The sequence below is a fragment of the Xanthomonas sp. fls2-241-TYG-148 genome, from assembly GCF_030208815.1.
Taxonomy (GTDB): Bacteria; Pseudomonadota; Gammaproteobacteria; order Xanthomonadales; family Xanthomonadaceae; genus Xanthomonas; species Xanthomonas campestris.
Window position 1 is genome coordinate 333,404 of record NZ_JARVTE010000003.1, and the last position, 25,830, is coordinate 359,233.

The window sequence follows — 25,830 nt, forward strand, 5'->3', positions numbered from 1 at the left end:
CGGTGGTCGGCCTTGCGCTCGGCGGTGTTGCGGCGGCGTTGCGACGATGGAACTCAAGCGCCGGCTGCACGCACAAACGCCCACCACTGCGCCAGTCAGAACTTCACCGTGGCACGCGCCCAATAGAACCGGCCCAACAAGTCGTAAGTAGCCACGTCAGTATTGGCATTGCCAACATTGTTGGAGTAGTACAGCGGCGGCTGCTTGTCGGCGATGTTGTCCACGCCCACTTCGAAACGCGTGTGCCACGGCTGCACCTCGTAACCCAGCTGCAGATTGTTGTAGACATAGGCGCCGATCTTGCGGACCACGGTGGGCTGGCTGGAATCGGCCGACAGGCTCTGATCCGGATCGGAATTGCCGATGGCGGTGTTGCCGACGTAACGGATGCGCCAGGTTGCGCTCCAGTCGCCCAACGCCCAGCTCACTGTGCCCAGGCCACGCCAGCGCGGGAAGTTGCCATAGGCCTGGGTGTAGCGGCCCACATTGTGGATAGTGACCGAGCTGGGGTCGGTGGTGTCGGGCAGCACGTCATAGCGCGTGAGATAGGTGCCATTGAGGCCGACATTGACGTTACCCCATGCGGTTTCCGGCAGACGATAGGTCAGGTTGAAGTCGATGCCCTTGGCCCACAGCTTGCCCAGATTTACGGTGGGCTCGGCGATGTAGTTGATGGTGCCATTGCCGTTGCGATGGATCAGCGGGCAGAACGCGCTGGCAGAATTTGCATAACACTGATTGAGCACGGTCTGCGCGGAGACGGTGGTGATGGTGTCTTCCAGATCGATGCGCCACCAGTCCGCGCTCAGCGAGAGGCCATCGATCCATTGCGGGTCGTACACCAGGCCCACGTCATAGGATTTGCCGGTTTCCGGCTTCAGCTGGTAACCAGCCACCGCTGCGCCGGACACCTTGCCCGACACCTGGCCATCGGATTGCTGATAGCTGCCATCGGTGGGCACGTTGGCACAGGCCACGCTGCTGCCGCCGGTGTAGCCATTGCATGGGTCATTGACGGTGGCCGCATCGCCGGCCACGCCGGCGTACAGCTCGTTGATATTGGGCGCGCGGAACACCTGCGAGACCGTGCCACGCAGCAGCAGGTTTTCGATCGGGCGGTACTCCAGCGACACCTTGCTATTGGTCTTGCTGCCCACCGAGCTGTAGTCGGAAAACCGCGTGCCCAGGGTGATGTTCAAGGCATTGATACCCGGCAGGTCCTTGAGCAGCGGGAACAGCGCTTCTGCATAGGCCTCCTTGACATCGAAGCTGCCGCTCAACGTGGAGGCGCAGTATTCGATCACGCCGCACAAGCCGTCCTCATCGCCCGTCCACAATGAGTCGGAGGTGGTGGTGGAGCGCTCCTTGCGATACGACAGACCGGCCGCCAGGCTGGCTGCGCCGGCCGGCATCTCGAACAGCGTGCCATTGGCATTGGCCTCGAACTGCTTGACGGTGTAGACGCTGGTGACAATCGGGTTGACCACCATGCCCTGCAGGGTTGCGAGGTTGGAGCTGTCGTTGAGGTTGAAGAAATTCAGCGGCGTGCAGCCGGCGATCGCCGCCCCCGCGCTGCCGCACTTGACCACGCCATCGCTGTCCAGAAACGACGGACCGATGGCCTGATTGAAGGTGGCGTAGTCCAGGAAGCCGTTGTTGATCGACTTCTGCTTGACCTTGCCGTAGTTGAACGTGGCATCCCATTGCCAGGAGCTGTCCCCGAAGCGCCCGCGCAGGCCGGGGCTGATCTGGAAGTTGTAGGTGTTGTACTGGTAGCTGCGATTGCCCAGCACGGTGGCGCGGGTATTGAAGTCGTTGTACGAGGTGCCGGTGCTGCGATCGGTGCCGAAATTCACCCCGAATGGGTTGTAGTAACTCTGCGACGACACCAGGATGTTGTCGCCGTTGGAAAAGATCGGGATCGGCGCGATGATCGAGGCGGATTCGGTTTTACTGAACCACGTGTTGACGTAGCCCTCCACACTGTCGCTGAAGCGATACGTGCCCAGCACAAAGGCATTGGTGCGCTTTTGCGGGGTCTGCAACAGGTTGAACGGTTGATAGTTGTAGGAATCGGCAGCGGCGTCGTAACAATGGAAATCGCCGGGCCCGGCACGGCCGCTGACACCGCCATTGAGCGTGACACGAGTACAGCCATTCGCTTGCCGCAGCTGGCTTGACGCCTCGGAGCCATCGTTGAAATTGACGGTGCCGGTGGGCGTTGCGGAGGAGCCCTGCTTCACCGGCACGCCATCGGTGAGCGCCAGCGCATCCTTGGAATAGTCGCGTGCGGCGGCGGAAACCGGGTCGATGTTGTGATACGACAGCCCGGCAATCAGGCTGCCGCGCTCGAAAGTCTTGCCGGCGGTCAATGCGAAATTGCGGCGATTGCCATCGCGCTCCTTGCTGGTGCCGAAGTCGCTACTGAATTGCACACCATCAAAGCGCGTACGCAGGATGAAGTTGACCACTCCACCAATGGCATCGGACCCGTACACCGCCGACGCACCATCGCTGAGTACTTCGATGCGTTCGATCATGCTAGCCGGAATGGCATTGACGTCGTTGTAGGCCAGCCGAATGCCGTTGACCAGGACCAGCGTGCGCTTGTCGCCCAGACCACGCAGCGACACAGCCGACGCACCGGTGCCGCCGCCATTGTTGGTGTACGGGTTGGTGGCATTGCCGGCAATGGACGGCAGCTCCTGCAGCAGGTCGCCCACCGTGGCCTTGCCGGTGGCGGCAATCTGCTCCTGGCTGACGGTCACCACCGGGTTGGCGGTTTCGGTATCCACGCGGCGCAGGCGCGAGCCGGTGACCACCACGCTGTCGAGTGTCTGTGTTGCAGCGCCAGTGCCGGCCGCCTGCTGCGCGCAGACAGGTGCAGCGGTGGCAGCCAATGCAAGCAGCACGGCGCTGCCCAGCGTCGTCTGCAAAGGCGTGACCGCACTGAGCGAAGATCTGGCGGAACGCAACGGCAACATCGGCATGCAGGGCTCCTGGTTCGGACAGTAGAGAAATGGCGGGCAACACGTGCCCGTGCCGGCGTGCACCAGCGCGAGTCACCTCACAAAGACATGGCATCCGCGACGTTTCGCGTAGAGGCCCGTAACACGGCGCGCACCGTTCCGGTGCCTTGCATGCACGGCTGCACACGCAAGGCACGTCGTCGCTGCAAACGTTTTTTCGTGCACCGGGTCCGCCCATGCGGCCCGGTTTCATCAGCTGGTCACAATGTGCCTGTGCGCACGCGCGACGTCTTGTCGCATTTGGCGACAGTGCATGCGGAAATTCGCATGGTTCGCCTGTGGACGATCGCTTGTTGGTGGATGACTTCAAGCTGCGGCGCCGCGGTTGCAACTGCAACCCTGGAGCACAAGCCGCAGTATTCACGCAGAGGCGCAGGTTGCGCGCATGCATGCTCCACCACAGTGCTGTGCGACGGCGCCTGATGCATCAGCGCCGCAGCATCCAACCCTCCATGCGCGTGTTGCGCACCATGCAGCGTCGTACAGCGCGCTAAGGTGCCTGCGTAGCGGGCGCTGCCGCAGCGCGATTCCACTCCGGCGTCGGAGTGCGGTGCAACCAGCGCTGGAAAAAATCCAGCAGCCGGCGCTTGCCGTAGTCACCGCCTGCGCCGTGATCGCCGCCGGGCACCACCAGCAGATCGAAATCCTTGCCCGCCTTGATCAGGCGATCGGCCACCTGGAAGGTGCTGGCAGGATCGACATTCTTGTCCATGTCGCCGGTGACCAGCAGCAAATGGCCCTGCAGGCGCGCAGCGTTTTCCACGTTCGAGGATTCGGCGTACCACGGCCCCACCGGCCAGCCCATCCATTGCTCGTTCCACCAGATCTTGTCCATGCGATTGTCGTGGCAGCCGGAGTTGGCCACGCCGGCCACGTAGAACTCGGGATGGAAAAGCAACGCGCCCAGCGCGTTCTGCCCGCCGGCCGAGGTGCCGTACACGCCCACCCCGCCGCGAATGTCGTACCACGGGTAACGTGCGGCGGCCGCCTTGTGCCAGGCGATGCGATCCGGGAGGCCGGCATCCTTGAGATTGCGCCAGGCCACGTCGTGAAACGCGCGCGAGCGGTTGTTGGTGCCCATGCCGTCGATCTGCGCCACCGCAAAGCCCAACCCCGTCAACGGCGGCGTGCGCGTGGTGAAGCGCTTCGGCACGAACGAGCCCTGCGGCCCGGCGTAGATGTATTCGACGACGCGATACGGCTGCTGGGCATCGAGCTGCTGCGGGCGGAAAATAACGCCCCAGATCTCGGTCTTGCCATCGCGCCCGGGGGTATGGAACGGCAACGGCGGCTGCCAACCGGCCGCCAGCAGATGGCCCAGATCTGTGCGTTCGACCGTGTGTGCCAAGCTGCCATCCGCACTGCGCCGCAGCTCCAGTACCGGCCCCAGGTCCACGCGCGACGACAGGTCCAGAAACCAGCGCCCGTCCGGCGAATAACGCACATCGTGATCGGCGGCCAGCGGCGTCAGTGCGGTCAGGCCGGTGCCGTCCAGGCCGATGCGATAGGCGTGGCGGTAATACGGGTCTTCACCGGGCTGCATGCCGGAGGCGGTGAAGTACACCTGCCCGGCTGCCTCGTCGACATGATCGAGCCTGCGCACCACCCACTCGCCACGGGTGACCTGGCGCATCACGCGACCAGTGCGGCCGTCGTAGAGATACAGGTGTTCCCAGCCATCGCGCTCGGACGCCCACAGCAGTTGCGCGCCATCGGCAAGATCGTGGCGCGCGTGCTTGCCGCCGTCTTCGTTGTCGCCACTGAGTGGCGAGTACTCGATAAAGGTGGGCGAGGTTTCCTCGATCACGGTGCGCGCAACGGCGGTGCCTGCATCTACCTCGATCACGCGGTACAGCTGATGCCCACGTGCGTTGTATTCGAAGGTCACGCCGCGGCTGTCCTTCCACCATTGCAGCTCGCTAAGGGTGAAGGCGTTGGGCAGCAGGGTCATGTCCACCGGGCGCGCGGTGCGCGTGGCCACGTCGAACAGCACTGGCTGCATCACCGGCAACGGGTCGCCGGGCTTGGGATAGACCTGCTGGTGCAGTTTGGGTTGCACGCGATCGGCCGGCGCCGATTCGATGTAGTACACCATGTGCGGCGGTGGCGCCTTGACCCGGTAGGCGGCCACATGCAGCGAGTCGGGCGACCACACCACCGTGTCGATGGCGTAGAAGTCGCTCGCACTGCCATCGTGACTGATCGCCGTTGGCGTGCCGCCGCTCACCGGGGCGATCAGCAGATTGCCCTGCTCCACCCACACCCGCCAGCGTCCGTCCGGCGAGTGCTTGGCATAGCGCTCGCCCTGCTTGAGCGGGAAGCTCATGTCCATCGACTCGGGCCGCGCATCGCGCTCGGGCAGGTGCGCACAGCGGTAGCGCACCAGCTCACACTGCCAACCAAGATCTGCCAGCTGAAAGCGCAACGTCTGCTGTTCCAGCGCTGGATCCTGCAAATGCAACGCTGCCGCATCCACGTTGTGTGCGCCGGCCTGGGTCAGCGCGGCGGCAAGACGTGCGTGGTCGAAGGCCGGCGTATTACGCCCGCTGGCGGCGTCCACCAGCCGGTACTCGATCGCCGGCGCCTGGCTCTGGCGCAGGCTCCCGCGCTGGTACAAAAAGCGCTGCGCATCCACCCATACCGGCGCGCTGGGCTGGCGGTCAACCAGGGCGTCGTAGCGGTCGGTCAACCCGATCGCCGCGGTGTACTGCGCCGGTGTGGGCTCGGCAGGCTGCGCCGCCGCGCGCGCCAGCGTTGGCAGCATCGCAATGCTTAGACAGCACGCGATGAGAAGACGAAAGTGCGACACGCGCGCGGGACGTTGCAACTGCAGGAGCATAGGTCGATCCAGGTGAGAAAGCCGCTGATGGGTGGAGAGAAACGTAGGCAGCGGTTGCGTTGTCGTCAGCGCAATCACGGCACATCGCAGTGGCGGCTGTCGGCGTCCGTGGCGGCGGGCAGTTGTTGCGGCTGCGGTGCCAGTACTTCCCACTCCTGCACGGCGAAGGCGGCGTAGCTGGGGCCGGAACCGGCCGCATCGAACACCGCACGCACGCAGCGCGTGGTCACCGGTGAGAACGACACCGCTTCATAGCGCCCGGTACGTGTGCCATAGCGGTCATTGGCCTGCACAGGCACCCAGTGCCCACCCTGGCGATATTCCAGATGCCAGCGCGCCGGTGGCGCCACGCCGATCTGCGCGCCGGCCGGTTGGTCGGCCCAGAACACGATGCGGGTGCGGTCTAGCGTCACCGGCTCCGCCCAGCTGTATTGAATCCATTGCTGCGGCGGGTTGTCTGGCGTCCAGCTGCCCCACAGCTGTGGCGGCAGCGGATTCGCTTTGACGATGCCGTCGTTGAGCGCTGCCATCCAGTACTGCACGGGAATATCCGGGCCGTTGGAGGCGCTGGCGTAGGCGGCTGGCGCCTGGTTGCGCTGCGGCGGCACCGGCGGTTGCGGGCGCCGCGTCGGCGTGACGGTGCGGATGCTGGCCGGTTGCGTGCTGTCGTCCCATTGCAGGCGATCGATCGCCACGCTGCGACGGAAATGCCCACCGCCGGCGGCATCGGCGGTGTGGTAGACCAGATACCACTGGCCGGCAAAGGCGACGATGCCCGGATGGGAGGTGGTCGAACTCACCGGTGGCAGCACGATGCCGCGATACGTCCACGGCCCCAGCGGCGTGGGCGCGCTCGCATACGCGATGCACGCGTGATACCGCGTTGGCGTGCATGCCGAGCCGCGCCCGGCGTTGTTGGCGGCATATGCCAGGTAGTAGGTGCCTTTGCGCTTGAACAACCAGGGCGCCTCGAAATAGCTGCCCAGCGTGTCCACCGCCACCGGCGTGCCCTTGAAGCTGACCATGTCGCGTTGCAGCTCCACACCGTACAGCGCGCCGAAGGTGCCCCAGTACAGATACACGCGGCCGTCGTCATCCACCAGCACGGTAGGATCGATGTTCTGGATGGTGTTAGGCGTGGGCACCGACTGCGACACGATCGGCCCCTGTGGATGTGCATCGGTCCACGGACCGAGCGGGCTGTCGGCCACCGCCACGCCGATGCCGAATGGATCGGCGCTGGACGCGTTGCGCTGCTGCACTGGCGCATACAGGTAGTAGCGGCGATCGGGCCCTTGCACGATCTGCGCTGCATAGGCGTGGCGTTTGCCGGCCCAGGCGAACACGTCGTGCGGGCGTAAAAAGTCGCGGTAGTGGCTCCAGTTGCCGCGTTCGGGGTCGCCGGTCAAAAACAATTGCCAGCCCGGCATGACGAAGTCGTTGCGCTGAGGGGGTGCGGTGTCGCGCCCGGCCAGGATGTAGAGCTTGCCATCGGCCACCAGCGGCGCCGGGTCGGCCGAATACGTGCTGCCGTCGGCCAGGATCGGGTTACCCGGCGCGTGCAACTGCACGGGCTGCGCTGGCACTGCCGCGCATGCCGGAACACTGGCCAACCACAAGGCCGTCGCGAAGACGCATCCGCACGCGCGTATGACGCTCCACTTCATGGCGTGGCCGCCTTGATCTGCAGCGTGAGCGGCACCGCCACCTGCCCGGTCGGCACGCGCCCTTGCGCAGTGCCGGTCAGAGGGATCTCGCCCGGTTGCGCGTAGCGCGCTGGCGCAAGCGCCGGCCAGTGCACCGGCACGCGTTCGCGCGAGCCGTCGTTGTATTGCAGGCTGACGAACCCCGGCAGCGCGGGTGCCTGCCCCACCACCGAAGCGACCACCGGCAACGGCTGCACGGCCGTGATCTGGCCCGGCGGCGTGGCGCGCACCCAGAGCGTGGCCTTGATCGGCACCACGCCTTCCACCAGGCCCTGCACCTCGACCTTGCCCTCGCTGGCCAGTCTTTCGGATGCAACATCCGGCCACTGCACCGCCACCGGCAGCACGCTGCCATCGGCATAAAACGCGGTGACCTCCTGCGGCAGCGTGGGCAGCTCACCCGGCGCGGTGCGCAGATCGATCGGCTCCAGCTGCCTGGGCACGTCCGACCACGCCTGCCATTCGTCCACGCCGATCGCTGCGCGCCCGGTGCCCAAGGTTTGCGTGGTCAGCACCGCACGCAGGCCAGTGGTGACGATGGGCGCAAAGCTCACCGTGCTGACCGCGCCATTGGCGGCCACCGGATACCCGCTGCGGGCCGACACGTCCTGCCAGCGCCCGTCCTGCAACGTCTGCAGTGTCCAGCTGGCGGGTGGCGCCACGGCGCCGTCGGGTTGATCGCTCCAGAAATACAGCGTGCTGGACGACAGCCGCACCGGTCGCGGCCATTGGTAGTGCAGCCACACCGTCTGCGGCTGCGCGCGGCCGTAACTGCCCCAGCGCCGGCTGCCGTTGGGCGTGCTGTCCGCCGCAGGGAGGACGCCGTCGTTGAGCGCCTGCACGCGGTACTGCGTGCCGGTGAGCTGAGCGCTGACCGTGGCTAGGCTCTGCAGCGCAATGCGCTCAACAGGCGGCGATGCAGGCGCGTTCACCTGCACATCGGCGTGGCCGGCCAACGCGCCGTCGTTGGCAGCCAGCCGCAAGCTGTAATGCCCGGCCTGCGTGAAACGCACTGTGGTCTGCACTGCCGCAGGATCGGCGAATACCACCTCGCCGCCAGGCGGGCCTTGCAGCAGCGACCAGCGCACCTGCAGCGCGCCGCTGGGCAGGCCATCGTCACCCACACGCCCGTTCACCCGCACCGTGCCGTCGGCACCGGGCGTGTCCAGCTGCCAGGCCTGCACCTGGGGCGCCACATTGCCCACGAACGCGGGCGGCGCCTGGCCGCTGTTGAAGACCTGCAGTTCCTTGATACCGGTGCGTGCACTGCCGGCATGCGTCACTACCACCCGCAGCGCCTGCGCACGCAGTGGCGGGAAACGCACCCGATTGCGGTTGCCCTCGGCAATCAGCGCATCACGCACCTGCCCCGGTACGTCCTTCCAGCTGTCGCCGTCCTGGTACTGCACCACGTACATCCATGGTGCGGCGTAGCCAGGCCGGGTGCCCGAGGGGAAGCCGTGCTGCTCGCCGCCGGGCGACGAGCTGCGATAGAAGTACAGCACCACCTGATCCACCTGCCGGCTGCCAGCGAACCGCAGCGCGAGCCAGTCGCTGGCCGCCGGCGAGCCTGCGGTGCCCCAGAACGGCGTATTGGCGGTGCTTCCGTCCACCGCCGCCGCAGCCGCGAACCCGGGCGTGGCGAAGCTGGCGGTGGCCTGCGCGCCGTGTGCGAGATCCAGCCGCGCCGCCGCGGGTAATGTCACATCCAGCCCTGCCTTGGCCAGCACCTGCGCCGCGCGTGAGGCGGGAGCGAACGCCACCTGCGTCATCGTTGCCAGGTGCGCCGGGTGCGTTTCCAGCACCTTTACCGCACCGGCAGGGTTGACCGCATCGGGCAGCGCCGTCACCTGCCCGCTCGCCGGGTCGTAGAGCACATGCGCCAGCCGGTCGATACGGAACGCCAACCGGCCATCCAGATACACGCTATAGCCCTTGGGCACCTGGCCGGCGTAGTGGGTGCCATCACGGTCCCAGACGATGCTCAGGTTGCGATCGCGGTAGCGCAGGTTATCGGCGGCGAAGTGTTCCCAGCCGATGTCGATCGGATACAACTCGATCTGGTTGTCGCTGCGCGGGCGCAAGCCCATCGCATCTTCGATCATGCTGAAGTTGGTCGCGCCCAGCTGGGTGTGGTGGATCCACGAGCGGTAACCGATCGTGCCGCCGTTTGCGGCGCTGCCCTTGGACCAGAATTCGTTCTGATCCGGGTAACGGTTGTCGCCGTTGATGTACGGCGCCCACGCATTCCAGTACAGCAACGTGCGGTAACTGTGCGCGCTCAGATACGGGCTGGGATAATCGCGTAAGGCCGCGCCCAGCAAGCGGAACGCAACCGTTGCATTGATGGTGGAAAAGTTATTGCTGCCCGCCTCTGCGCCGCTACCGCGCGCATGCAGATCGACCTGATTTGCCGTGTAGAACGGAAACAGCGGGTACTGCGCGGCATCGGCAAACAGGCGCAAGGCGCGGATGTACTTGGGGTCGTCGTCGGCATCGCCGTGCTTGGGCATCAGGCCCACGCTGAAGGGGTAATAGTTATTGGTCTCCTTCCAGTCCACCGGCAGGCGCGGGCCCTTGGCCTGGCGGTGCTTGAGCAGATCGCCGGACAATCCCACCGAATCGGCCGTGCTGCTGCGGTCCTGCCACAACACCTCCAGCACCGCCTTGCGGATGCGCGCCGCGGTGGCCTGCATGCGCTGCGCGGTCTCGCTGTCACCGGCCAGCTGCGCGGCCTGCGCGGCCGCGTGCGCATTGGCGTACACGTAGGCGCTTTCGGTGCGGTCCATGCGGATCTCGCCGTGCTGCTTTGCCCAGTCGAAGGACACCGCATCGGCGTCATTGCCGGTCATCGCGGCCCAGTCGTACTCGATCAAGCCATTGTGGTTGAGATCGTAGGCAGCCAGCACGCCATCCACGTCGCCACTGCCATAGCGCGCCAACTTGCTGGCCAGCGCCGGTGGGCCACCATGCACCTGCAGCGAGCGCCACGCCGCGGCGGTGATGGTCTGTGCGTAGGAGTTGGACCAGTTTTCCGGCGATCCGGGGTTGTCCATATACTTGCCACCGCCTGCGGTTTCGCCGGCGCTGAGCCAGCTGCCGTAGGCGTAGATCGGGTCGCGCAGATACTTCAAATCGTCCAGAAACATGCCGGTGGTCAGCACGATGGCATTGTTGTAGCCCAGTACGCCTTCGATCGCGACCGGGAACTGGTAATCGTTGCCTGGCACGTTGGCATCGAGAAAGTTGAAACGCAGCACCCACCAGCGGTAGAACAGGCTCTTGGTGATATTCGCGTTGGGCGTGTCCAGATACGGCACGTTGTCCACCCACCAGCGGTTGTAGCGGGCCACATGCTGCTGATACGCCTGCTGCGGCGATTGCCCGGCAATGCGGTCGTACTCGGCCTGGGCCTCCGGTAGCTCGTGCGTGAGCAGGCCCAGCTGCACCTTGATGGGCGCAGTCTCGCCGGTAGCCGGTACGGCCACCTCACGCACCAAGCGCGCACCGTCCACACGGAAGCCATCGCCTGACAGCCACGGAAACACCGTGGTGATCGCGTTGTAGGCATCGAATGCGCCAGTCAGCGCAGCACCATCGGCATGCGTTGCCATCGGTGAGCGCGCCTGCACTGACAGCGTATGCGGCGCACCATCCAGGCTGGACAGCACAAACGTAGCGACCGCCACGTTCTGCTCGGTGATGTATTTGACCAGACGCATCCGCACCCCGGCACGCGCATCTTCGAACACGGTGCTGAAGTAGCTGGGCGTCTGCCGCCGCTGCTGCGGCTGCTCGTTCCACTGCACCTCGCGCGTGCCTTGCGTGGACTGCAAGTGGAACAACGCGTCGTAGTCGGTGGCATGCCAGTACGCTACCTGGCCAACGAACCCGGGTTGTTCGGGAACGTGCGAAGACAGATACGCGGCGCGGCCGCGCGTGAACAGCCAGTTGTTCTCATCGTCGAATCCGCCGCCGGTGCCCTCGCGCACCAGCATGCGGTCCACCCAGAAGTCGTTGCCCGGCACCTGCCCTGCACAGCGTGCGAGATCGGCCGCGAAGATCCTGGCCAGCTGGCCATCCGGCGCGAAGGCCACGCCGCTTTCGGGCACCGGATGCGCCAGCCCGCGAAAGCGTGGTTCGCCAATGGCGGCATTGGCCTTGACCACCGGCGCTTCCTGCGCCTGCTTGGGGCCAGCCGAAGCCGTGCTGGTGACGAAGAGCATCAGAAGACACAGGGCTGCCAAGCCTACGCGCTGCGCCCGCAAGCTCAGGCAGCTATGCATGCGCTGCACCACGATCAACCCCAAACGCTGCATGCGCGCACTCCGTGCAGGTGAAAAGGCACGACGCACGGCAGCGCACTCGGCGTGACTGGACCGATGGCTTTGCGCCGTGCTGCCCGCCCGCCGGCTCTCCGCTCGGTTGTGCGGCGGTCATCCACCATACGCGGCCAGGACGTGGGGCATTGCGCGAACGCGAAGCACCCCGCAACGAAACGAAGGCGGCGCGGTCGTTCTGTACATGCGCCGCTGCCCGGCTGCGACAACTCGGTTCGCGCGCAAGGTCGCCACGCACCCGGCCGCGCTCAAAACTCCACCCGCAGCCGGCTCCAGAAATAGCGCCCCAAGGTGTCGTAGGTGCTTGCTTCGGTGTTGGCGGCGTTGGAGTAGCTGTAGAAGCGCGGTGGTTTGCGATTGCCCAGGTTGTCCACGCCCAGCGCCAGCGTGCCATGCAGGATGGCGATCTTCCGGCTCAGCGATGCATCGTGATAGACCACTGAGCCGATGCGGAAATAACGGCAACTGCCGTCGGCATTGGTGTCGGCGCAGAAGTCCTCGTACTGGCTGCCATTGACGGTGGGCCCCAGGTAACGCGTGTTCCAGCTCGCATGCCACGGCCCCTTGTCCCAGGCAAGGTTGGCCACGGCACGCCAGCGCGGCATGTTGCCCCAGCTGGAATTCTCGCCCACATAGTTATGGGTCTCTCCCGCAAAGCGAAAACTCGAAAAGTAGGTTGCATCCAGGCCGGTGCTGAAATCGCCCCATGCGGTGTCTGCCAGGCGGTAGTGAATGCCGGCGTCGTAACCACGGATATCCACCTTGCCGCTGTTATAGGCGAATGGCACCGCCACCCGCGTCAGCTGGCCACTGCCATCGCGCTGGATCAGCCCGCAGAACGCCGCCTCGCGGCCTTCGAAACAGTCGCTGACCACCTGCTGATCGCCAACACCGGACAGCATGTCATCCAGTACCACCCGCCAGCTGTCCACATTCACCGACAGGTTCTGCAGCGGGTCGTACACCACCCCCAGGTTGTAGGAGCGGCCGCGCTCGGGCTTGAGCTGGAAGCCGATATTGTTGGCGCCAGAGGTCACCACGTTGAAGCGCGCGGTATTGATGAAGCTGCCATCGTTGGGCACGTTGGCGCAGGCCGGATTGGGTGCGCCGGTGTAGCCCTCGCATGGGTCCTGGAAATCACCGGTGTTGTCGATCACCGCGGTGAAGGGCGAGCCGTACAGGTCGCCCAAGGCCGGCGCACGGAACACCTGCGAGCCGGTGGCGCGCACCAGCAGGTTCGCCACCGGCCGCCATTCGATCGCGACCTTGCTGTTGGTAGTCGCGCCCCAGGCGTCGTACTTCGAATAGCGCGAGCCCAGGTTGAGGTTGAGCGTGTCCGCAAACGGGGCGCCCTTCAGCAACGGCACCAGCAGTTCTGCATAGGCCTCGCGCACGGATTCATCGCGCCCCTGCTGCAGGATGCAGCCATCGTTGTAATCGCAATTGCCATCGGCATCGGCGGCGGCCACATCGCTGGTGGTGCCCTGCGCAAACTTGTTGGTGCGGTACACCAGCCCCACCGCCGCCTGCACCGCGCCGGCCGGCATGGCGAACAGATCGCCATTGGCGCTGATGTCGACAAACCGCATCTCGCTTTCGTCGATCAGGTCCACCGGGCGCTGCGTGCCGCGCAATGCCGCGATGGTAGCCGGGTCATTGGGGTTGAAGATGTTGATGGGCGTGCACCCTGCAATGACCGCCCCGGGCGCTCCGCACTTGACCACGCCATCGCTGTCCAGGAACGAGGCGCCCACCGCATTGTTCAATGCAGAGGTGATCGAAAAACCGGTGCGCACCAGCGTGTCCTTGTAGCGCGCATAGCCGGCTGCCGCGTCCCACTGCCAGCTGGTGCCCTGCACGCGCCCACGCAGGCCGGCCACGATGTTGGTCTGGAACATCGTGGCGGTATACACGCGTGTGTTGGCCTGGGTGGAGCGCAGGTCGTAGCGCTCCAGCAGATCGCCGAACGGGTTGTAGTAGTTGTCGGCCGCACCGAGCATTTCCAGGCCGAACGCATCCAGCCGCGACGTGGTCTTGCTGCGGGTCCAGAACACATCCATATAGCCCTGGATGCTGGGGGTGAAGTCGAAGCTGCCGTGCAGCGAGGCGTTGGTGCGCTCGATCGGCGTGATCAGGTATTGCGCGTCGTAGACGTTGTAGCTGTCGGTAGCGCGTTGATACGGGCGAAACGCATCTTGGCCCACCGGGCCGGGCGCAACGCCCTCGGCCGGCGTCAACCGGCGCCCGTCGGTCAGGAAGGCGCGGGTGTTGGCGCCGCGGACCTCGCTGACCTGCCCTTCGAAATATTCCACGGCCTTGGCCGCATAGCTGCGGTCGCGGTTGAAGACCGGATTCATCGAATTGCGGCTCAGCCCGACGATCACCCCGCCGCGGTCCAGCTCTTGCCCCACTCCACACCGAGCGTGCGGCTGTTGGCATCGCCGTGCGTGCTCTGTGCGTAGTCGACGGTGGCGGCAAAGCCGTCGTACTTGTCCTTGAGGATGATATTGACCACCCCGCCAATCGCATCGGAGCCATACACCGATGAGGCGCCATCGGTGAGCACTTCCACGCGCTCGACCATTGCCGCCGGAATCGCATTGACGTCCACGCCGGGCGCAGAGGCCACGCTGCTTGCAGGCCCCGCCATGCGATGGCCGTTGACCAAGACCAGCGTGCGTTCGGGGCCGAGATTGCGCAGCGACACCAGTGCGCGTCCGTGGCTGAAGCCGGAATTGAGCGCCGGCCCGGCCATGAAGCCGGCCATCACCGGCAGCTGCTGCAGCAGCTGGCCCAACGTGCTCTTGCCGCTGTCCTCGATGCGCTGGCGATCGATCACCACCACCGGGCTGGCGGTTTCTGCATCCACGCGGCGCAAATGCGTGCCGGTGACGTTGACCTGCTCCAGCGTCTGCGCGGTCTCCGGCGACGCGCTCGCATCACTGCCTTGCTGTTGCGCGGCTGCGGGCAGCGCCGCCGTGGCCAGCACAAGCAGGATCGCGCAACGCAACGGTGTCTTGCACGAGAACGGGGGCAGCAACCCAGCGGAACGGCTGTGCGACATCGGAGTTCCTTGTGATTTCATGGGGACAACGGCCCACGCACACGCACGGCGTTGCCGCACTGCGGCAGCGCGAGGTGAGTTGGGACATGACAGATGCGACACCTACGACCGCCGTCAAACACGGCAGGTCTCCAGCACCAACGATGACGTGGCTCCCCCTGAGAGCACATGCCCGGTAACACCGGACAACGCAAAAAAAGCTTGCGACAACGCCAGCGCGCCGTCTTGACGAATTTATCCGGCCAGCGTGCGGAAGTTCGCTTGCTGACGATCGATAACGGGCATAGCAGGGTTTTGTAGGGTCAGCGACTGAAGCACCTGGCGCTGCTGCGCACGCGGTGTTTCGAGGTCTGTGTCACAGCCCGCTACTCGCAACGCATCGCGACAATCGTGCACAGCGCGCTTGATCGACACAACGTTGCGACGCGGATACATCGACCGACGTCATCCACGTTTGTGTGGCATAGACCAGCTAGTGCGCGACGACGCTCGCTTACAGGAGATACGCGTCCTGGCGGCCAGGCGTGCCGCTGCAGTGCCGCAGCCCAGGCCCCACGGCAGCACGGGCTTGGCGCGCTGTCAGCGATCTCGCAGCTACTGGCTTACGCGTACCACCCCTGCACGCTCACCGTGCCACCGGTACCAGGCAGTGCCACACGGTCACCGTGCGGCCCGTGCAGGCGTGCCGGCTTTCCGTCCACCTCTGCCCGTTGCAGGCGCGTGCCGTGCGGTGGGCGCATGCTGAGCCAGGTCTGCTGCGGGCTGCGCGCGGGTAGCACCACCTGCGCATCGATGCGGCGCTGCTCCGGCAGTGCCTGCAGCGTCAGCGTGACCGTGCCCCAGCGCGTGGGCGCAGCGGTGATGCCCACCGTCTTGCCGGTGCCGAGCCAAGCACGCGGCACTGCACGTGCCAGGAATAGCTGCTCGCCGGCGCTGTCATCGCTGACCAGCATCCAGCGCAGCAGCAGCGGAATGGTCATCTGCGCGGGAATGCAGAACAGCGGCATGCCGCCGGTGATGCCACTGACCTCGCCCGCCGTCCAGCTGCCGCGCGTGTGCACCTGGTAACGATGCGCGTACAGGAACAGCAGGTACTCTTCGATGCGGTCCAACCGCAGCAGTTGTTGCGCATAGCCGTAGGAAATAAAGCCAAGCAGATCGCGGCTGCCGGGCTCGGGCGGCGCGATGTTGGCCACCACACCCAGGCTGGTGCCGCCGTGGCCACGCAGGCAATCGATCACCAGGTTGGCCAATGCCTCCGGCAGCACATCGGCCTGCAATAGTTCGGCATAGGCACGGTGCGGCCATTGCTGTTCGCTGGGCTTTTCCTGCAGCAGCGATTGCCGGAACGTCAGCGTGGTGCCTGGCAGTGGCCCCACGTACGGCGGTGAGAGATCGCGCCGCACGTTGGCGCGCAGGCTGGCTTCGAGACGCGCGCGCAGTTGCCGGGCGCGGCGCTGCCAGTCCTGCGCGACGGATGGCTCACCGCCGAGCGTGCGCCAGACCTGTGCGATGTCTTCCCAGCCGCGAATGGTCAGTGCGCTGTTGGCGTAGTACGGCTTCCACCACAGCGACGGATCGGGGAACAGGCAGGCATCGGATTCGTTCCAGCCATGCAGCAGGCCGTGGCCATGGGCGTTACGCGGCAACGCCAGCGCCTGGTCGTGCAAGGTGCATAACACCTGCGCGGTGGCGGTGATCCTGGGCAGATGCCGGCGCAGGCGCGTGGCATCACCGGTGTACTGCAGATAGCGCGCCAGCAGCGACAACGTCAGCCCGAATTGCCCGACCTCCGGCCCACGCATGTTCGGCAGGCCGTCGTCCTGCACGAACCTCTCGAAATAGTTGTCCAGCACCGCGGCGGCCTGGTCGAAGCGCCCCCACTCCAGGTTGGCGTAGAAGGAACTGGTAAAGGTGTCCTGAAAGCCGTCGTATTCGTTGCCGTAGTAGTCGCGCTCCACCGCGCCGTACTTGGGGTAGTCGCCGCCGGGGCGCACCACCAGTTCGCGCGCAAACGCAAACTGCGCCATGTCGTTCCAGCTGGCATCGGGCAGCTGCGCCTGCACCGTGCCGCTAAGTGCGTGCTGCCAGTACGCGGCAAAATCGAGCAGCGCCGCATAGAACTGCTCGGCACTGGCCTCGCCACGCACCGGGCCGAACGCGGGGTAGCTGTGGGTGTAGTGCACCGCCACGATCTGCCCACCTTTCACCTGCATGGTGCGGTGCCAGGTCTGCACCACGAAGCGATCGGTGGCGCGCACATCGGCAAACACCAGCACGTCGTACCACGCATCGGCCTGGCCATCGTGGCGCATGACCTTGCGCACCGCCGGCATCCAGCCGCCGAGCATGCCCTCCTCGCGCCGCTTGATCAGCGCCTCGTCGCCCAACGCGGCAAAGGCATGTTCCGGGCGCGAGGTGCGGCTGCGGCCGTTGGGCAGGATGGGCATGGTGTCGAGCGCTTCGCGCGTGCCGACAAACGTGGTCCACGGCCAGCGCCCCCCATTGTCCTTGGGATCGAGCAGCGAGGCCGGCGGTGGCGCCACGTCGCGCACCTGCGCCTCGTCCGGGTCGCCATCGCGCAGCAGGCGGTCGGCAAGCAGATCCGCTTCGGCCATCGCCACCTCGGCCAGCGGCAGGCCGAAATACGGCTTACCCGCGGCGGGATAGGCAGGCTCGGTGCGCTTGTCCAGGCGCAGCATGCCGCTGTCGGTCCAGAGCGTCAGCTGGCCTTGCGGGTCGTCGAGGTGCTCGTAGACGGTCCAGTCCTGATCCAGGTGGCGAAACCGGCAAAGCGTGGCACCGACATGCGCCGCCGAAGGCAGCGCTTCCAGGCGCGGATGCAGCGGCACAGGCGTGGCGTCGCCGGCCACCGCAGCCGGTACCGCCCCGGCACCCGCCACGCCTACCACGGCGGTGGCGGCAATCCCCTGCCGCAAAAACGTTCGACGGTCCATCGTTGCGCCCCATTCGAGTCTCGACGTTGCATCGTGCGCGCGCACTGGCGCCACGTCTTGTGGTCGCTGCCTGGCAGGCGTGCGGAAATCTGCACAGGCGCGCGGGAGGCTGCAGGCACGTGGAGCTCAGGCATGTGGGGGCATGGTCCGTAGCGAAGCAGTGTGGTTTTGAGCATAGGCAGTCTTTGATGGATGCTGGCGTCACCGCGGACGGGATCATTAGCGGCCTGGATGCCACCAACAAGACGACGTGGGTGGATGCACGGTGCGGGCGGTGCCAGACACGTAGGCCCTTGCACGTTGCAGATGCCAGCGTCTGCCGCCTGATTGCGTTGCATGCGGACATGCGTCCCGGACTCACGGTGATGACGACCGCGCTGGAAACCCACATCGCTAATCGCAAGCGAGACAGCGCAACGCACATCAGGCAGCTGCATCAGCAACGACGCAGCACAGGCACTCAACGGCATCGGGCCGCCTGCGAACCCCGCGCACGCACCGCCATCAGGCGCAGTGACTTATCGCCTATTGTTTCCAAGCGTACGCGGCAACGACACTCGTCGTGCGCCAGCGGCTCTACAGCGCACTGCGATCACCCCCAGACCGAAAAACAACGCAGCCACGCGCGGCGCCGCGTCCATCTGCAGGCCGGCACGTTCACCGGTTCCGCATCCGCGCACCACCTAGAGGAATGAAGATGCATCTGCACAAGGTTAGATGGGTACTGTCGTTCGCGCTCGTATTGCCTGGCCTCGCACAGGCGCAGGCCACCCACGTTGACCTGTCCACGCTGGATGCGGAGATGGCCGGCCCGCGCACGCCGGTTCTGGTGTTGGGGAGCGTGCATCTGTCGCAGCTGCCGAAGGGGAGCGATGTCAGCACCGCGCGTCTGCAACCGCTGCTGGAGCGCCTTGCCGCGTTCAAGCCGGACATCGTCACCATTGAAGGGCTGTCTGGCGAAACCTGCGACCTGATGCGGCGGCATCCAGTGGTGTATCTGGCCGAGGACGTGGCCGCGTATTGCCCAGACACAGCCGCCGCGCAGGCCGCCACCGGGCTGGACGTGCCCTCGGCAATCGCTCAGATGCGCACGCTGTTGAAGACCATGGCGCGCACATCCACACCCGCGCAGCGCCGCCACCTGGCCGCGGTGTTCCTGGCTGCAGGCGACCCTGCATCGGCCAGCGTGCAATGGATGCAACTGCCGGCCGCCGAACAGCGCGCAGGCGATGGCCTGGACCAGGCGCTGGTGACCTGGTTGCGCGCGTATCAGGACCGCCCCAACGAGAGCCAGCAGATTGCCGCACGCCTGGCGGCGCAACTCGGCCTGCAGCGGGTGTATCCGGTGGACGACCACACCGGCGACAACATCGATCTTGGCGACCCGGCCGCGTACGGCAAGGTGATCCAGGCCCAGTGGGAACAGGCCGCACCACGCGCCAAGCCGATGCGCGACCAGGAAGATGCGCTGGCATCGCAGGGCCGCCTGCTGGAGCTGTATCGCGCGATCAATGCGCCCGGCAACGCGCAGCTCGCGGCGGATGTCGATTTCCGCGCGGCGCTCCGCGACAGCTCACCGGAGCATTACGGGCAGCGGTATGTGGCCGGTTGGGAAGCGCGCAACCTGCGCATGGTCTCCAACATCCGCACCAGCTTCGGCGATCGGCCCGGCGCACGCGTGCTGGTGATCGTTGGCGCGATGCATAAACCGTGGTTCGACAGCCTGCTGGGACAACTGCAAGGCATCGATATCGTCGATGCACAACAGGTGCTTGGCGCACCTTCCCGTTGAGCCGCTGCGGCGTGTCGCACGTTCACTGCGCTCACGCCCGCGAACCGCCCTGCTTCAGGCCAGCACGTCCAACAGGCTGCCCAGCGCTTCGTCGGAGCGCCGCAGCACATTGGCGTTGGCTTGAAAATCGTTGCGGGCGGACAGGCCGGCCACCAGATCGGTGGCCAAGGCGGACGGATCCGCCGCCGCATCCACCACGCTGGCAGTCACGCCGCCGCCGGCCTGCGTGCTCGCCGCCACGGCCTGGCGCGGGCTGCCCTCCACCGGCTGACGCGCCACATTGCTGGCGGCCACTTGCTGGCGCATGGCGGCCACCTGCATTCCGGAACTGGCGATGGTGCTGATGCTCATGGTGGCTCCGGACTGAGAACAAGGAAAAAACGGCAAACGCTTGTTGCAACCACCAGCCGGGCGATGCGATCTGCCAGTCACGCGCCACCCGTCCAGCACATCACGGCCTGCCGATCACCGGTGGCCAATCCGCAGCCGCTACGCGTTCAGTAGCTGCCCAACCGCACCCGCAATACCGGCGGCGGTTGGCCAGCCGCATCGGTGCGGCCGAAATTGAGCCCGTAGTCGGTCTGGTCGCCGTTGAGCTGGCGCTCCATCTGCCAGCGCCCGTCGACATACCGGCCCTGCTCCACCTGCAACAACTGCCCATGACGGGTATCGGCCGCGCTGCGGAAAAATTCAATGCGCGCCGCGGTACCGGTGACCAGGAACTCCTCCGGCCCCAGCTGCGCCACCAGCAGCCGGCCGGCATGATCGTCGTTGCCCGGCAGGATGGCCGGCGCATCGCCCCATAACGGCGCGCCAAACGACACCTTGGCATCCCAGTCACCGAAACGCAGCGTGCGCTGCGGCGCCCCCGGCTGCTCGGCCACCGCTTGCAGGCGGCCATCGAGATTGGCTTGGGCAATCAGGCGTTGCAGCGGCGCCAGCTGGCGGAAGTTGGCCGCGTGCGCGGCAATGGCCGCGCGGTTCGCCTCGCTGTCCGGGTTGCTGTCGATACCGAACACCGAGAACCCAATCCCGCCCTGCCCCAGCACATGGAACAGGTACGGCGCGGTCGCCGCTTCGAAGCCGGTCTCCGACACCCAGGCCGGATTGTCGGGGCGCGCGTACTGGCCGATGACCTTGGTGTATTCGCCGTAGTCGCTGGTGTAGATGTCGGTGCCGATGAAGTCGATCGACGGCGTGGCCGCGCGCCACAGCGCAAATACATTCACCGTGGCACCGCCGGAGGGGTAATCCATGCCGGGGTAGCGCTTGCCCTTGTAGCGCAGCCAGGTGTTCACATATAGCGGCAACGGATATACCCGCTTGCCGGCCGCGGCCACCTGTTCGATATACGCGGCGGTGGCATGCGCATTGAAGGCTTCCGCTGCCTCGGCACCAAATAGTTGCTGCCAACTGCCGGCAGGCTTGCCCAGCGCCGCGGCGATGGCGGCCGGCACCGGTTGCGCGAATGCCGCTTCGCCGGCCGGGCCGTGATCGCGCACCGTGCCGATCGCGCCGGGCTCGTTTTCCACCTGCACCAAGATCACGGTGTGGCGATCGCCATCGACCTTGCGCAGGTGCTGCATCAGCGCGGTGAATGCACGCGCGTCGGCCTGCACATTGGCCGCCACGTGCGGCGACAGCACGTCTACAGGCTCGCCATTGGCGTCGCGCATGCGTGGGTAAGTCGCGTCGTCGCGCTTGATCCACTCCGGCACGTAATGCATCTGGCCGTTCTTCCAGCTGCCGAACCACAGCAGCGCCACGCGCAGCCCTCGCTTGCGTGCCCCGGCGATCAACGCATCCACGTTGGTGGTATCGAACCGCCCTGGCACCGGCTCGAACTGCTCCCAGTACACCGGCGCTTCCACCGTGTTGGCATGCAGCGCGACCACCTGGTCCAGCGCCTGCGGCAGCATCGCCGGCCAGGCGCTGGAGTTGTGCAGCTGCGCGGCCAGGATGGTGTACGGCGCGCCGTCGACCAGCAAGGCGTGGCGGCCGTTCTGGGTGACGAAACGTGGAAGTTCTTCAGCACTGGCAACAGCGGGGCCGCCCAGCAATGCCAGCGTGCAGAGCAACACCTGCGCAACGCTGCGGCGCACGGCGCCACGGGAAAGGAACAGGCGCATCAACGGGCCTCCTGGGCAGTGGCATTCCAGCGCGGCGTGGCGTCGCCGCGCAGATGGCGAACGAAAAAGTCGTACTGGCGGCGCTGCACGTAGTCGATCGGCCCGCTGGAGCGGCCCACCGAATGCTCGCCACCCGGCACGTTGAGTAGGTCGAAATCCTTGCCGGCCTTGATCAGCGCATCCACCACCTGCGCGGTGGAGGCCGGGTCCACGTTGCTGTCCTGCTCGCCCACGATCAGCAACACATCGCCCTGCAGCGCTGCTGCATTGACCACGCCCGATGCGGCGGCATAACTGGCATCCACCGGCCAACCCATCCACTGCTCGTTCCAGCTGATCTTGTCCATGCGGTTGTCGTAGCAGCCCGCAAACGCCACGCCTACCTTGTAAAACTCCGGGTGGCGTTCGAGCGCGCCCAGGGTGCTCTGCCCGCCCGCGGAGGCACCATAGATGCCGACCCGGCTGATGTCGTACGAGGGGTCCTTGGCGGCCAGCGCACGGTGCCAGGCAATGCGATCGGCAAAGCCGGAATCGCCCAGGTTCTTCCACGCCACATCGTGGAAGGCCTTGGAGCGGTTGGCGGTGCCCATGCCGTCGATCATCACCACGATGAAGCCCAGGTCCGCCTGCGCCTGCATGCCGATCTGCTTGTCGCCACCGGAGTGGTAGCCGAACGGCCAGAACGTCTTCGGCACGAAGGCGTCGTGCGGCCCGGCGTAGATGTTCTCGATCACCGGGTAGCGCTTGCGCGGGTCGTAATCGCGCGGGCGCACCACCATGCCCCAGATGTCGGTGCGGCCATCGCGGCCCTTGGCCACGAAGGTCTCCGGCGCACGCCAGCCGGCGGCCTGCAGTTTATCGATGCTGCCCTGCTCCACCTGCTGCAGCAGGCGGCCATCGATGGCATGCAGCTCCATCACCGGTGGCAGATCCGGGCGCGAATAGGTATCCACGTAATGCTGCCCATCCGGGGCAATCGCTACGTCGTGGTCGGCGTCGCTGTGGGTCAGCCGGGTGAGCTGACGGCCATCGAAATCCACGCTGTAGAGCTGGCGGTAGTACGGGTCCTTGCCAGCATCCACGCCACTGGCGGTGAACCAGATGCGGCGTTGTGCATCGTCCACGCGCAGCACATCGCGCACGATCCACGCACCGCGGGTGAGCTGGCGTTTGACCTTGCCGCTGCGGCCGTCGAACAGATACAGATGGCGCCAGCCGTCGCGTTCGGAGATCCACAGGATCTCATCGCCGCGCCCTTCGACATCGTGGCGAAAGCTGCGGTCGGCATACACAAACGTGCGTGCGTCCTCGCCCACGGCCACGTGTGCCCGGCCGGTCTGCGCGTCCACCGCAATCACGCGCATGCGTTGAAACCCGCGTTGCACGTACTCGAAGCTCACGCTGCGGCTATCGCTGCGCCACTGCAACGGCGACAGCGCATACGGGTTGCCAAACAACGCCGTGTCCACCTCACGTCGGCTGCCATCCAGTGCAAACAGCACCGGCCGCTCCACGTCCACCGCATCGCCTGGCTTCGGGTACAGCTGCGTGTGCACCACCGGCTGCCCGCCACCAGGCGGCGCCGCTTCCACGCGTGTCACCCGCCGCGCATACCCCGGGCGTACGCGGTACACCGCGAGGTGCTGCGAATCCGGCGACCAGGCCACGCTTTCAAGATCATAGAAATCCTCGGCGCGTCCGTCGCTGCTCAACCGCGTGCGCTGGCCGTCGGCCACGCGCCGCAGCTGCAGATTCCAGCCGTCGGCCACCACCTCCCACGCACCATCGGGCGAGCGCCGCGGCGTGGCGTCGGCCGCCACAGCCGGATCGCGCACCACGCCAAACCCGCGTGGGTGCGGCTGCGCGGCGGCAACCACCGGCGCGCATTGGTAGCGGGTCAGCGTGCAGCGCCAGCTGGTATCACCGATTTCGAATTCTACTGCGCCATCGGCACGCCCGGCCTCCTGGGCATACGCAAGACGCTCGAATGGCAGCGTCGTTGCGGTGACGTTGTTGCCGCCGGCAGCAGACAACCCACGCGCCAGCTGCGCATGATCGAAGGCGGGCGTTTTCTGCAGCGTGGCCAGGTCTTCGCGCATGAACGCGAAGCCACCCGGCACGGTCTTGCGGTAATAAAACGTGTCAGCGTCGTGCCATTGCGCCGGCCAGCTCACGTTTTCGGTCAGGGTCATCCACTGCGCACGCAGGCCCAGCGACCGCTGGTAGTCGGCCACGCTCGGCGCAGCCTGCGCCGCAGCAGCAAGCAGCGCCACGCAGGCAACCACGCCGCGCAGCCACTGCCGCATGCAGGTGCGCTTGCATCCGTCACTCACCATCGTCCTCCTCCAGCGCCAGTTCGTCGCTGCGCAGGCCGCTACGCGCGCCCCAGTGATAGATGCCGAAGGCGATCACCGCCACGCTCAGCGTGTCGAACGGATGCGCGATCCAGCCATGACCACCGAAGGTGCCCGCCCACGACACCGCCATCACCAGCACGAAAAACACAATCAGCCACAGCGACGCGCGGACCTGGCGCAACAGCCGGGCCCTGCCCGCGCGCGATGGCAGGCGATACAGCACGTACGCCGCGAACGCGACCACCTGCAGGCCCAGCAGCCAGGACAGCGTGGGCCAGGTGGACCAATACACGATCAGAGCGGCCACCACGAACGACAGCGGCCCCAGCACCGCAAATCCGCGCACGCGGAACGGCCGCGCCAGGCCGGGCGCACTGCGCCGCAGCGCGGCCACCGTGACCGGCGCCACCGCATAGCTCAGCACCAACGCGGCCGACACCACGCCAATCAACGTTTCCCAGGACGGGAATGGCAAGGTCCAGAAGATCGACAACCCCAGGCTCAGCCACAATGCCGGGCGCGGGATGCCCGAGGCCGGGTCCACCCGCGTCAACACCGGCAGAAACCCGCCGCTGCGCGCCCAGCCGTACACCACGCGCGGCGTGGCATTCATGTAGATATTGCCGGTGCCGCTGGGCGACACCATCGCATCGCAGATCACCAGCGCGGCCAGCCACGCCATGCCCAGCGCCAGCGCGATGTCGTGGTACGGCAGCGAAAACGCCTTGTCGATGCCACTCCAGCCCTGCGCCAGCTGCGCGGCCGGAATGCTGCCCAGAAAGGCAAGTTGCAACAGCACGTAGATCACCGTGGACAGCGCCACCGACAGGATCAAGGCAATCGGAATATTGCGTTGCGGGTTGCGCACCTCGCTGGCCACCGAGACGATCGGGGTGAGCCCCAGGTACGCAAAGATGATGCCGCCGGCGGAGATCGCCGCTTCCACCCCGGCCATGCCCGAAGGTGCGAAGCCGTGCACGCTCAGGTTGTCGGCATTGAAGTGCTTCATCAGCAGCACGATCACCAGGATCGGCACCAGAAACTTGAAGATGCTGACGATGTTGTTGGCCAGCGCAAAGGTCTTGACGCTGAAGTAGTTGAGCGCGAAGAACAGCAGCAACAACGCCAGTTGCACCAGCCAGCCCAGCAGGCTGGGATGCGTGCTGCCGGCCTGGCTGAGCGCCGGGAACCAGGCCGCCGCGTACTGCCGCGCCGCTTCCACTTCGATTGCGATCAGGCTGGAAAACGCAATCAACGTGATGAAGCCGGTCAACGACCCCAGCAAGGGCCCATGCGAGTACTCGGGGTAGCGCACCACGCCGCCGGCACGTGGCAAGGCGGCGCCGAGTTCGCAATACACCAACCCCAGCAGCAAGACCGCGATGCCGCCAAGAATCCACGACACGATGCCGGCCGGCCCGGCGATCGAGGACACGTGGCTGGCGGAAAACAGCCAGCCCGAGCCGAAGATCGAGCCCAGCCCGATGAAAGTCAGGTCGGTCAGGCTGAGCCGCTTGTGGAACTTGCCCTGTGCGCTCGCACCGTGTGTGGTCATACATCACCCCCAGAGAGGAAAGCAGTGGAACCGCGCGGCGTGCGCCGGCATGAGGCAAAGCA

The 25,830-nt window shown here is 66.1% G+C and carries 10 protein-coding genes and 1 pseudogene; 1 reads left to right on the forward strand and 10 read right to left on the reverse strand.

All coding sequences use genetic code 11. The annotated features are described in order from the left end of the window. Nucleotides 1–95: 95 nt before the first annotated feature. The 6 genes and pseudogenes from QRM60_RS06735 to QRM60_RS06760 all read right to left on the reverse strand — a co-directional run bounded on the left by QRM60_RS06735 (nucleotide 96) and on the right by QRM60_RS06760 (nucleotide 17,935). Entirely contained in the window at nucleotides 96–2,990 is a 2,895-nt protein-coding gene (locus tag QRM60_RS06735; protein ID WP_285445845.1) for a TonB-dependent receptor, read from the reverse strand. Between the two features lie 529 nt (nucleotides 2,991–3,519). Further along, nucleotides 3,520–5,868 carry a S9 family peptidase gene (locus QRM60_RS06740; RefSeq protein WP_115556274.1) on the reverse strand — a complete coding sequence of 783 codons (2,349 nt, stop codon included), beginning with the start codon at nucleotides 5,866–5,868 and terminating at the stop codon, nucleotides 3,520–3,522. A 74-nt stretch (nucleotides 5,869–5,942) separates the two neighbouring features. Further along, nucleotides 5,943–7,535 carry a family 43 glycosylhydrolase gene (locus QRM60_RS06745; protein ID WP_285445846.1) on the reverse strand — a complete coding sequence of 531 codons (1,593 nt, stop codon included), beginning with the start codon at nucleotides 7,533–7,535 and terminating at the stop codon, nucleotides 5,943–5,945. Then, a complete protein-coding gene (locus QRM60_RS06750) occupies nucleotides 7,532–11,800 on the reverse strand; it encodes an Ig-like domain-containing protein (protein ID WP_285445918.1) in 4,269 nt (1,422 codons plus the stop codon). The genes QRM60_RS06745 and QRM60_RS06750 overlap by 4 nt, the downstream gene beginning before the upstream one ends. A 362-nt stretch (nucleotides 11,801–12,162) precedes the next feature. Next, nucleotides 12,163–14,978: pseudogene (locus QRM60_RS06755) on the reverse strand (TonB-dependent receptor). Nucleotides 14,979–15,580: 602 nt separating this feature from the next. Further along, nucleotides 15,581–17,935 (reverse strand): Tat pathway signal protein, encoded by a 2,355-nt coding sequence (locus QRM60_RS06760; protein WP_115556275.1) that lies wholly within the window; start codon nucleotides 17,933–17,935, stop codon nucleotides 15,581–15,583. 697 nt (nucleotides 17,936–18,632) lie between these two features. On the opposite strand from QRM60_RS06760, the gene QRM60_RS06765 reads away from it, so the two are divergent. After that, nucleotides 18,633–19,727, forward strand: coding sequence for a DUF5694 domain-containing protein (locus tag QRM60_RS06765; RefSeq protein ID WP_115557410.1), 1,095 nt, complete (start codon nucleotides 18,633–18,635; stop codon nucleotides 19,725–19,727). Nucleotides 19,728–19,781: 54 nt separating this feature from the next. Here QRM60_RS06765 and QRM60_RS06770 read toward each other — a convergent pair whose 3' ends face one another. From QRM60_RS06770 to QRM60_RS06785, 4 genes are all read right to left on the reverse strand, one after another. Further along, the gene (locus tag QRM60_RS06770) at nucleotides 19,782–20,078 is read right to left on the reverse strand and encodes a hypothetical protein (RefSeq protein WP_115530603.1); all 297 of its coding nucleotides are present in this window, start codon (nucleotides 20,076–20,078) and stop codon (nucleotides 19,782–19,784) included. A gap of 146 nt (nucleotides 20,079–20,224) precedes the next feature. Further along, nucleotides 20,225–21,856 (reverse strand): DUF5597 domain-containing protein, encoded by a 1,632-nt coding sequence (locus QRM60_RS06775; RefSeq protein ID WP_115556276.1) that lies wholly within the window; start codon nucleotides 21,854–21,856, stop codon nucleotides 20,225–20,227. Continuing rightward, complete coding sequence (locus tag QRM60_RS06780; protein WP_115530605.1) at nucleotides 21,856–24,192, reverse strand: S9 family peptidase; 2,337 nt, start codon at nucleotides 24,190–24,192, stop codon at nucleotides 21,856–21,858. Before QRM60_RS06780 ends, QRM60_RS06775 begins: the two co-directional genes overlap by 1 nt. Next, nucleotides 24,182–25,768 (reverse strand): APC family permease, encoded by a 1,587-nt coding sequence (locus tag QRM60_RS06785; RefSeq protein WP_285445847.1) that lies wholly within the window; start codon nucleotides 25,766–25,768, stop codon nucleotides 24,182–24,184. Before QRM60_RS06785 ends, QRM60_RS06780 begins: the two co-directional genes overlap by 11 nt. Between the last annotated feature and the right edge of the window lie 62 nt (nucleotides 25,769–25,830).

What these genes read in the sequence shown, in the direction of transcription:
- QRM60_RS06735 (WP_285445845.1), bottom strand. Translation starts at nt 2,990, where the DNA reads ATGCCGATGTTGCCGTTGCGTTCCGCCAGATCTTCGCTCAGTGCGGTC.
- QRM60_RS06740 (WP_115556274.1), bottom strand. Translation starts at nt 5,868, where the DNA reads ATGCTCCTGCAGTTGCAACGTCCCGCGCGCGTGTCGCACTTTCGTCTT.
- QRM60_RS06745 (WP_285445846.1), bottom strand. Translation starts at nt 7,535, where the DNA reads ATGAAGTGGAGCGTCATACGCGCGTGCGGATGCGTCTTCGCGACGGCC.
- QRM60_RS06750 (WP_285445918.1), bottom strand. Translation starts at nt 11,800, where the DNA reads ATGCTCTTCGTCACCAGCACGGCTTCGGCTGGCCCCAAGCAGGCGCAG.
- QRM60_RS06760 (WP_115556275.1), bottom strand. Translation starts at nt 17,935, where the DNA reads ATGGACCGTCGAACGTTTTTGCGGCAGGGGATTGCCGCCACCGCCGTG.
- QRM60_RS06765 (WP_115557410.1), top strand. Translation starts at nt 18,633, where the DNA reads ATGCATCTGCACAAGGTTAGATGGGTACTGTCGTTCGCGCTCGTATTG.
- QRM60_RS06770 (WP_115530603.1), bottom strand. Translation starts at nt 20,078, where the DNA reads ATGAGCATCAGCACCATCGCCAGTTCCGGAATGCAGGTGGCCGCCATG.
- QRM60_RS06775 (WP_115556276.1), bottom strand. Translation starts at nt 21,856, where the DNA reads ATGCGCCTGTTCCTTTCCCGTGGCGCCGTGCGCCGCAGCGTTGCGCAG.
- QRM60_RS06780 (WP_115530605.1), bottom strand. Translation starts at nt 24,192, where the DNA reads ATGGTGAGTGACGGATGCAAGCGCACCTGCATGCGGCAGTGGCTGCGC.
- QRM60_RS06785 (WP_285445847.1), bottom strand. Translation starts at nt 25,768, where the DNA reads ATGACCACACACGGTGCGAGCGCACAGGGCAAGTTCCACAAGCGGCTC.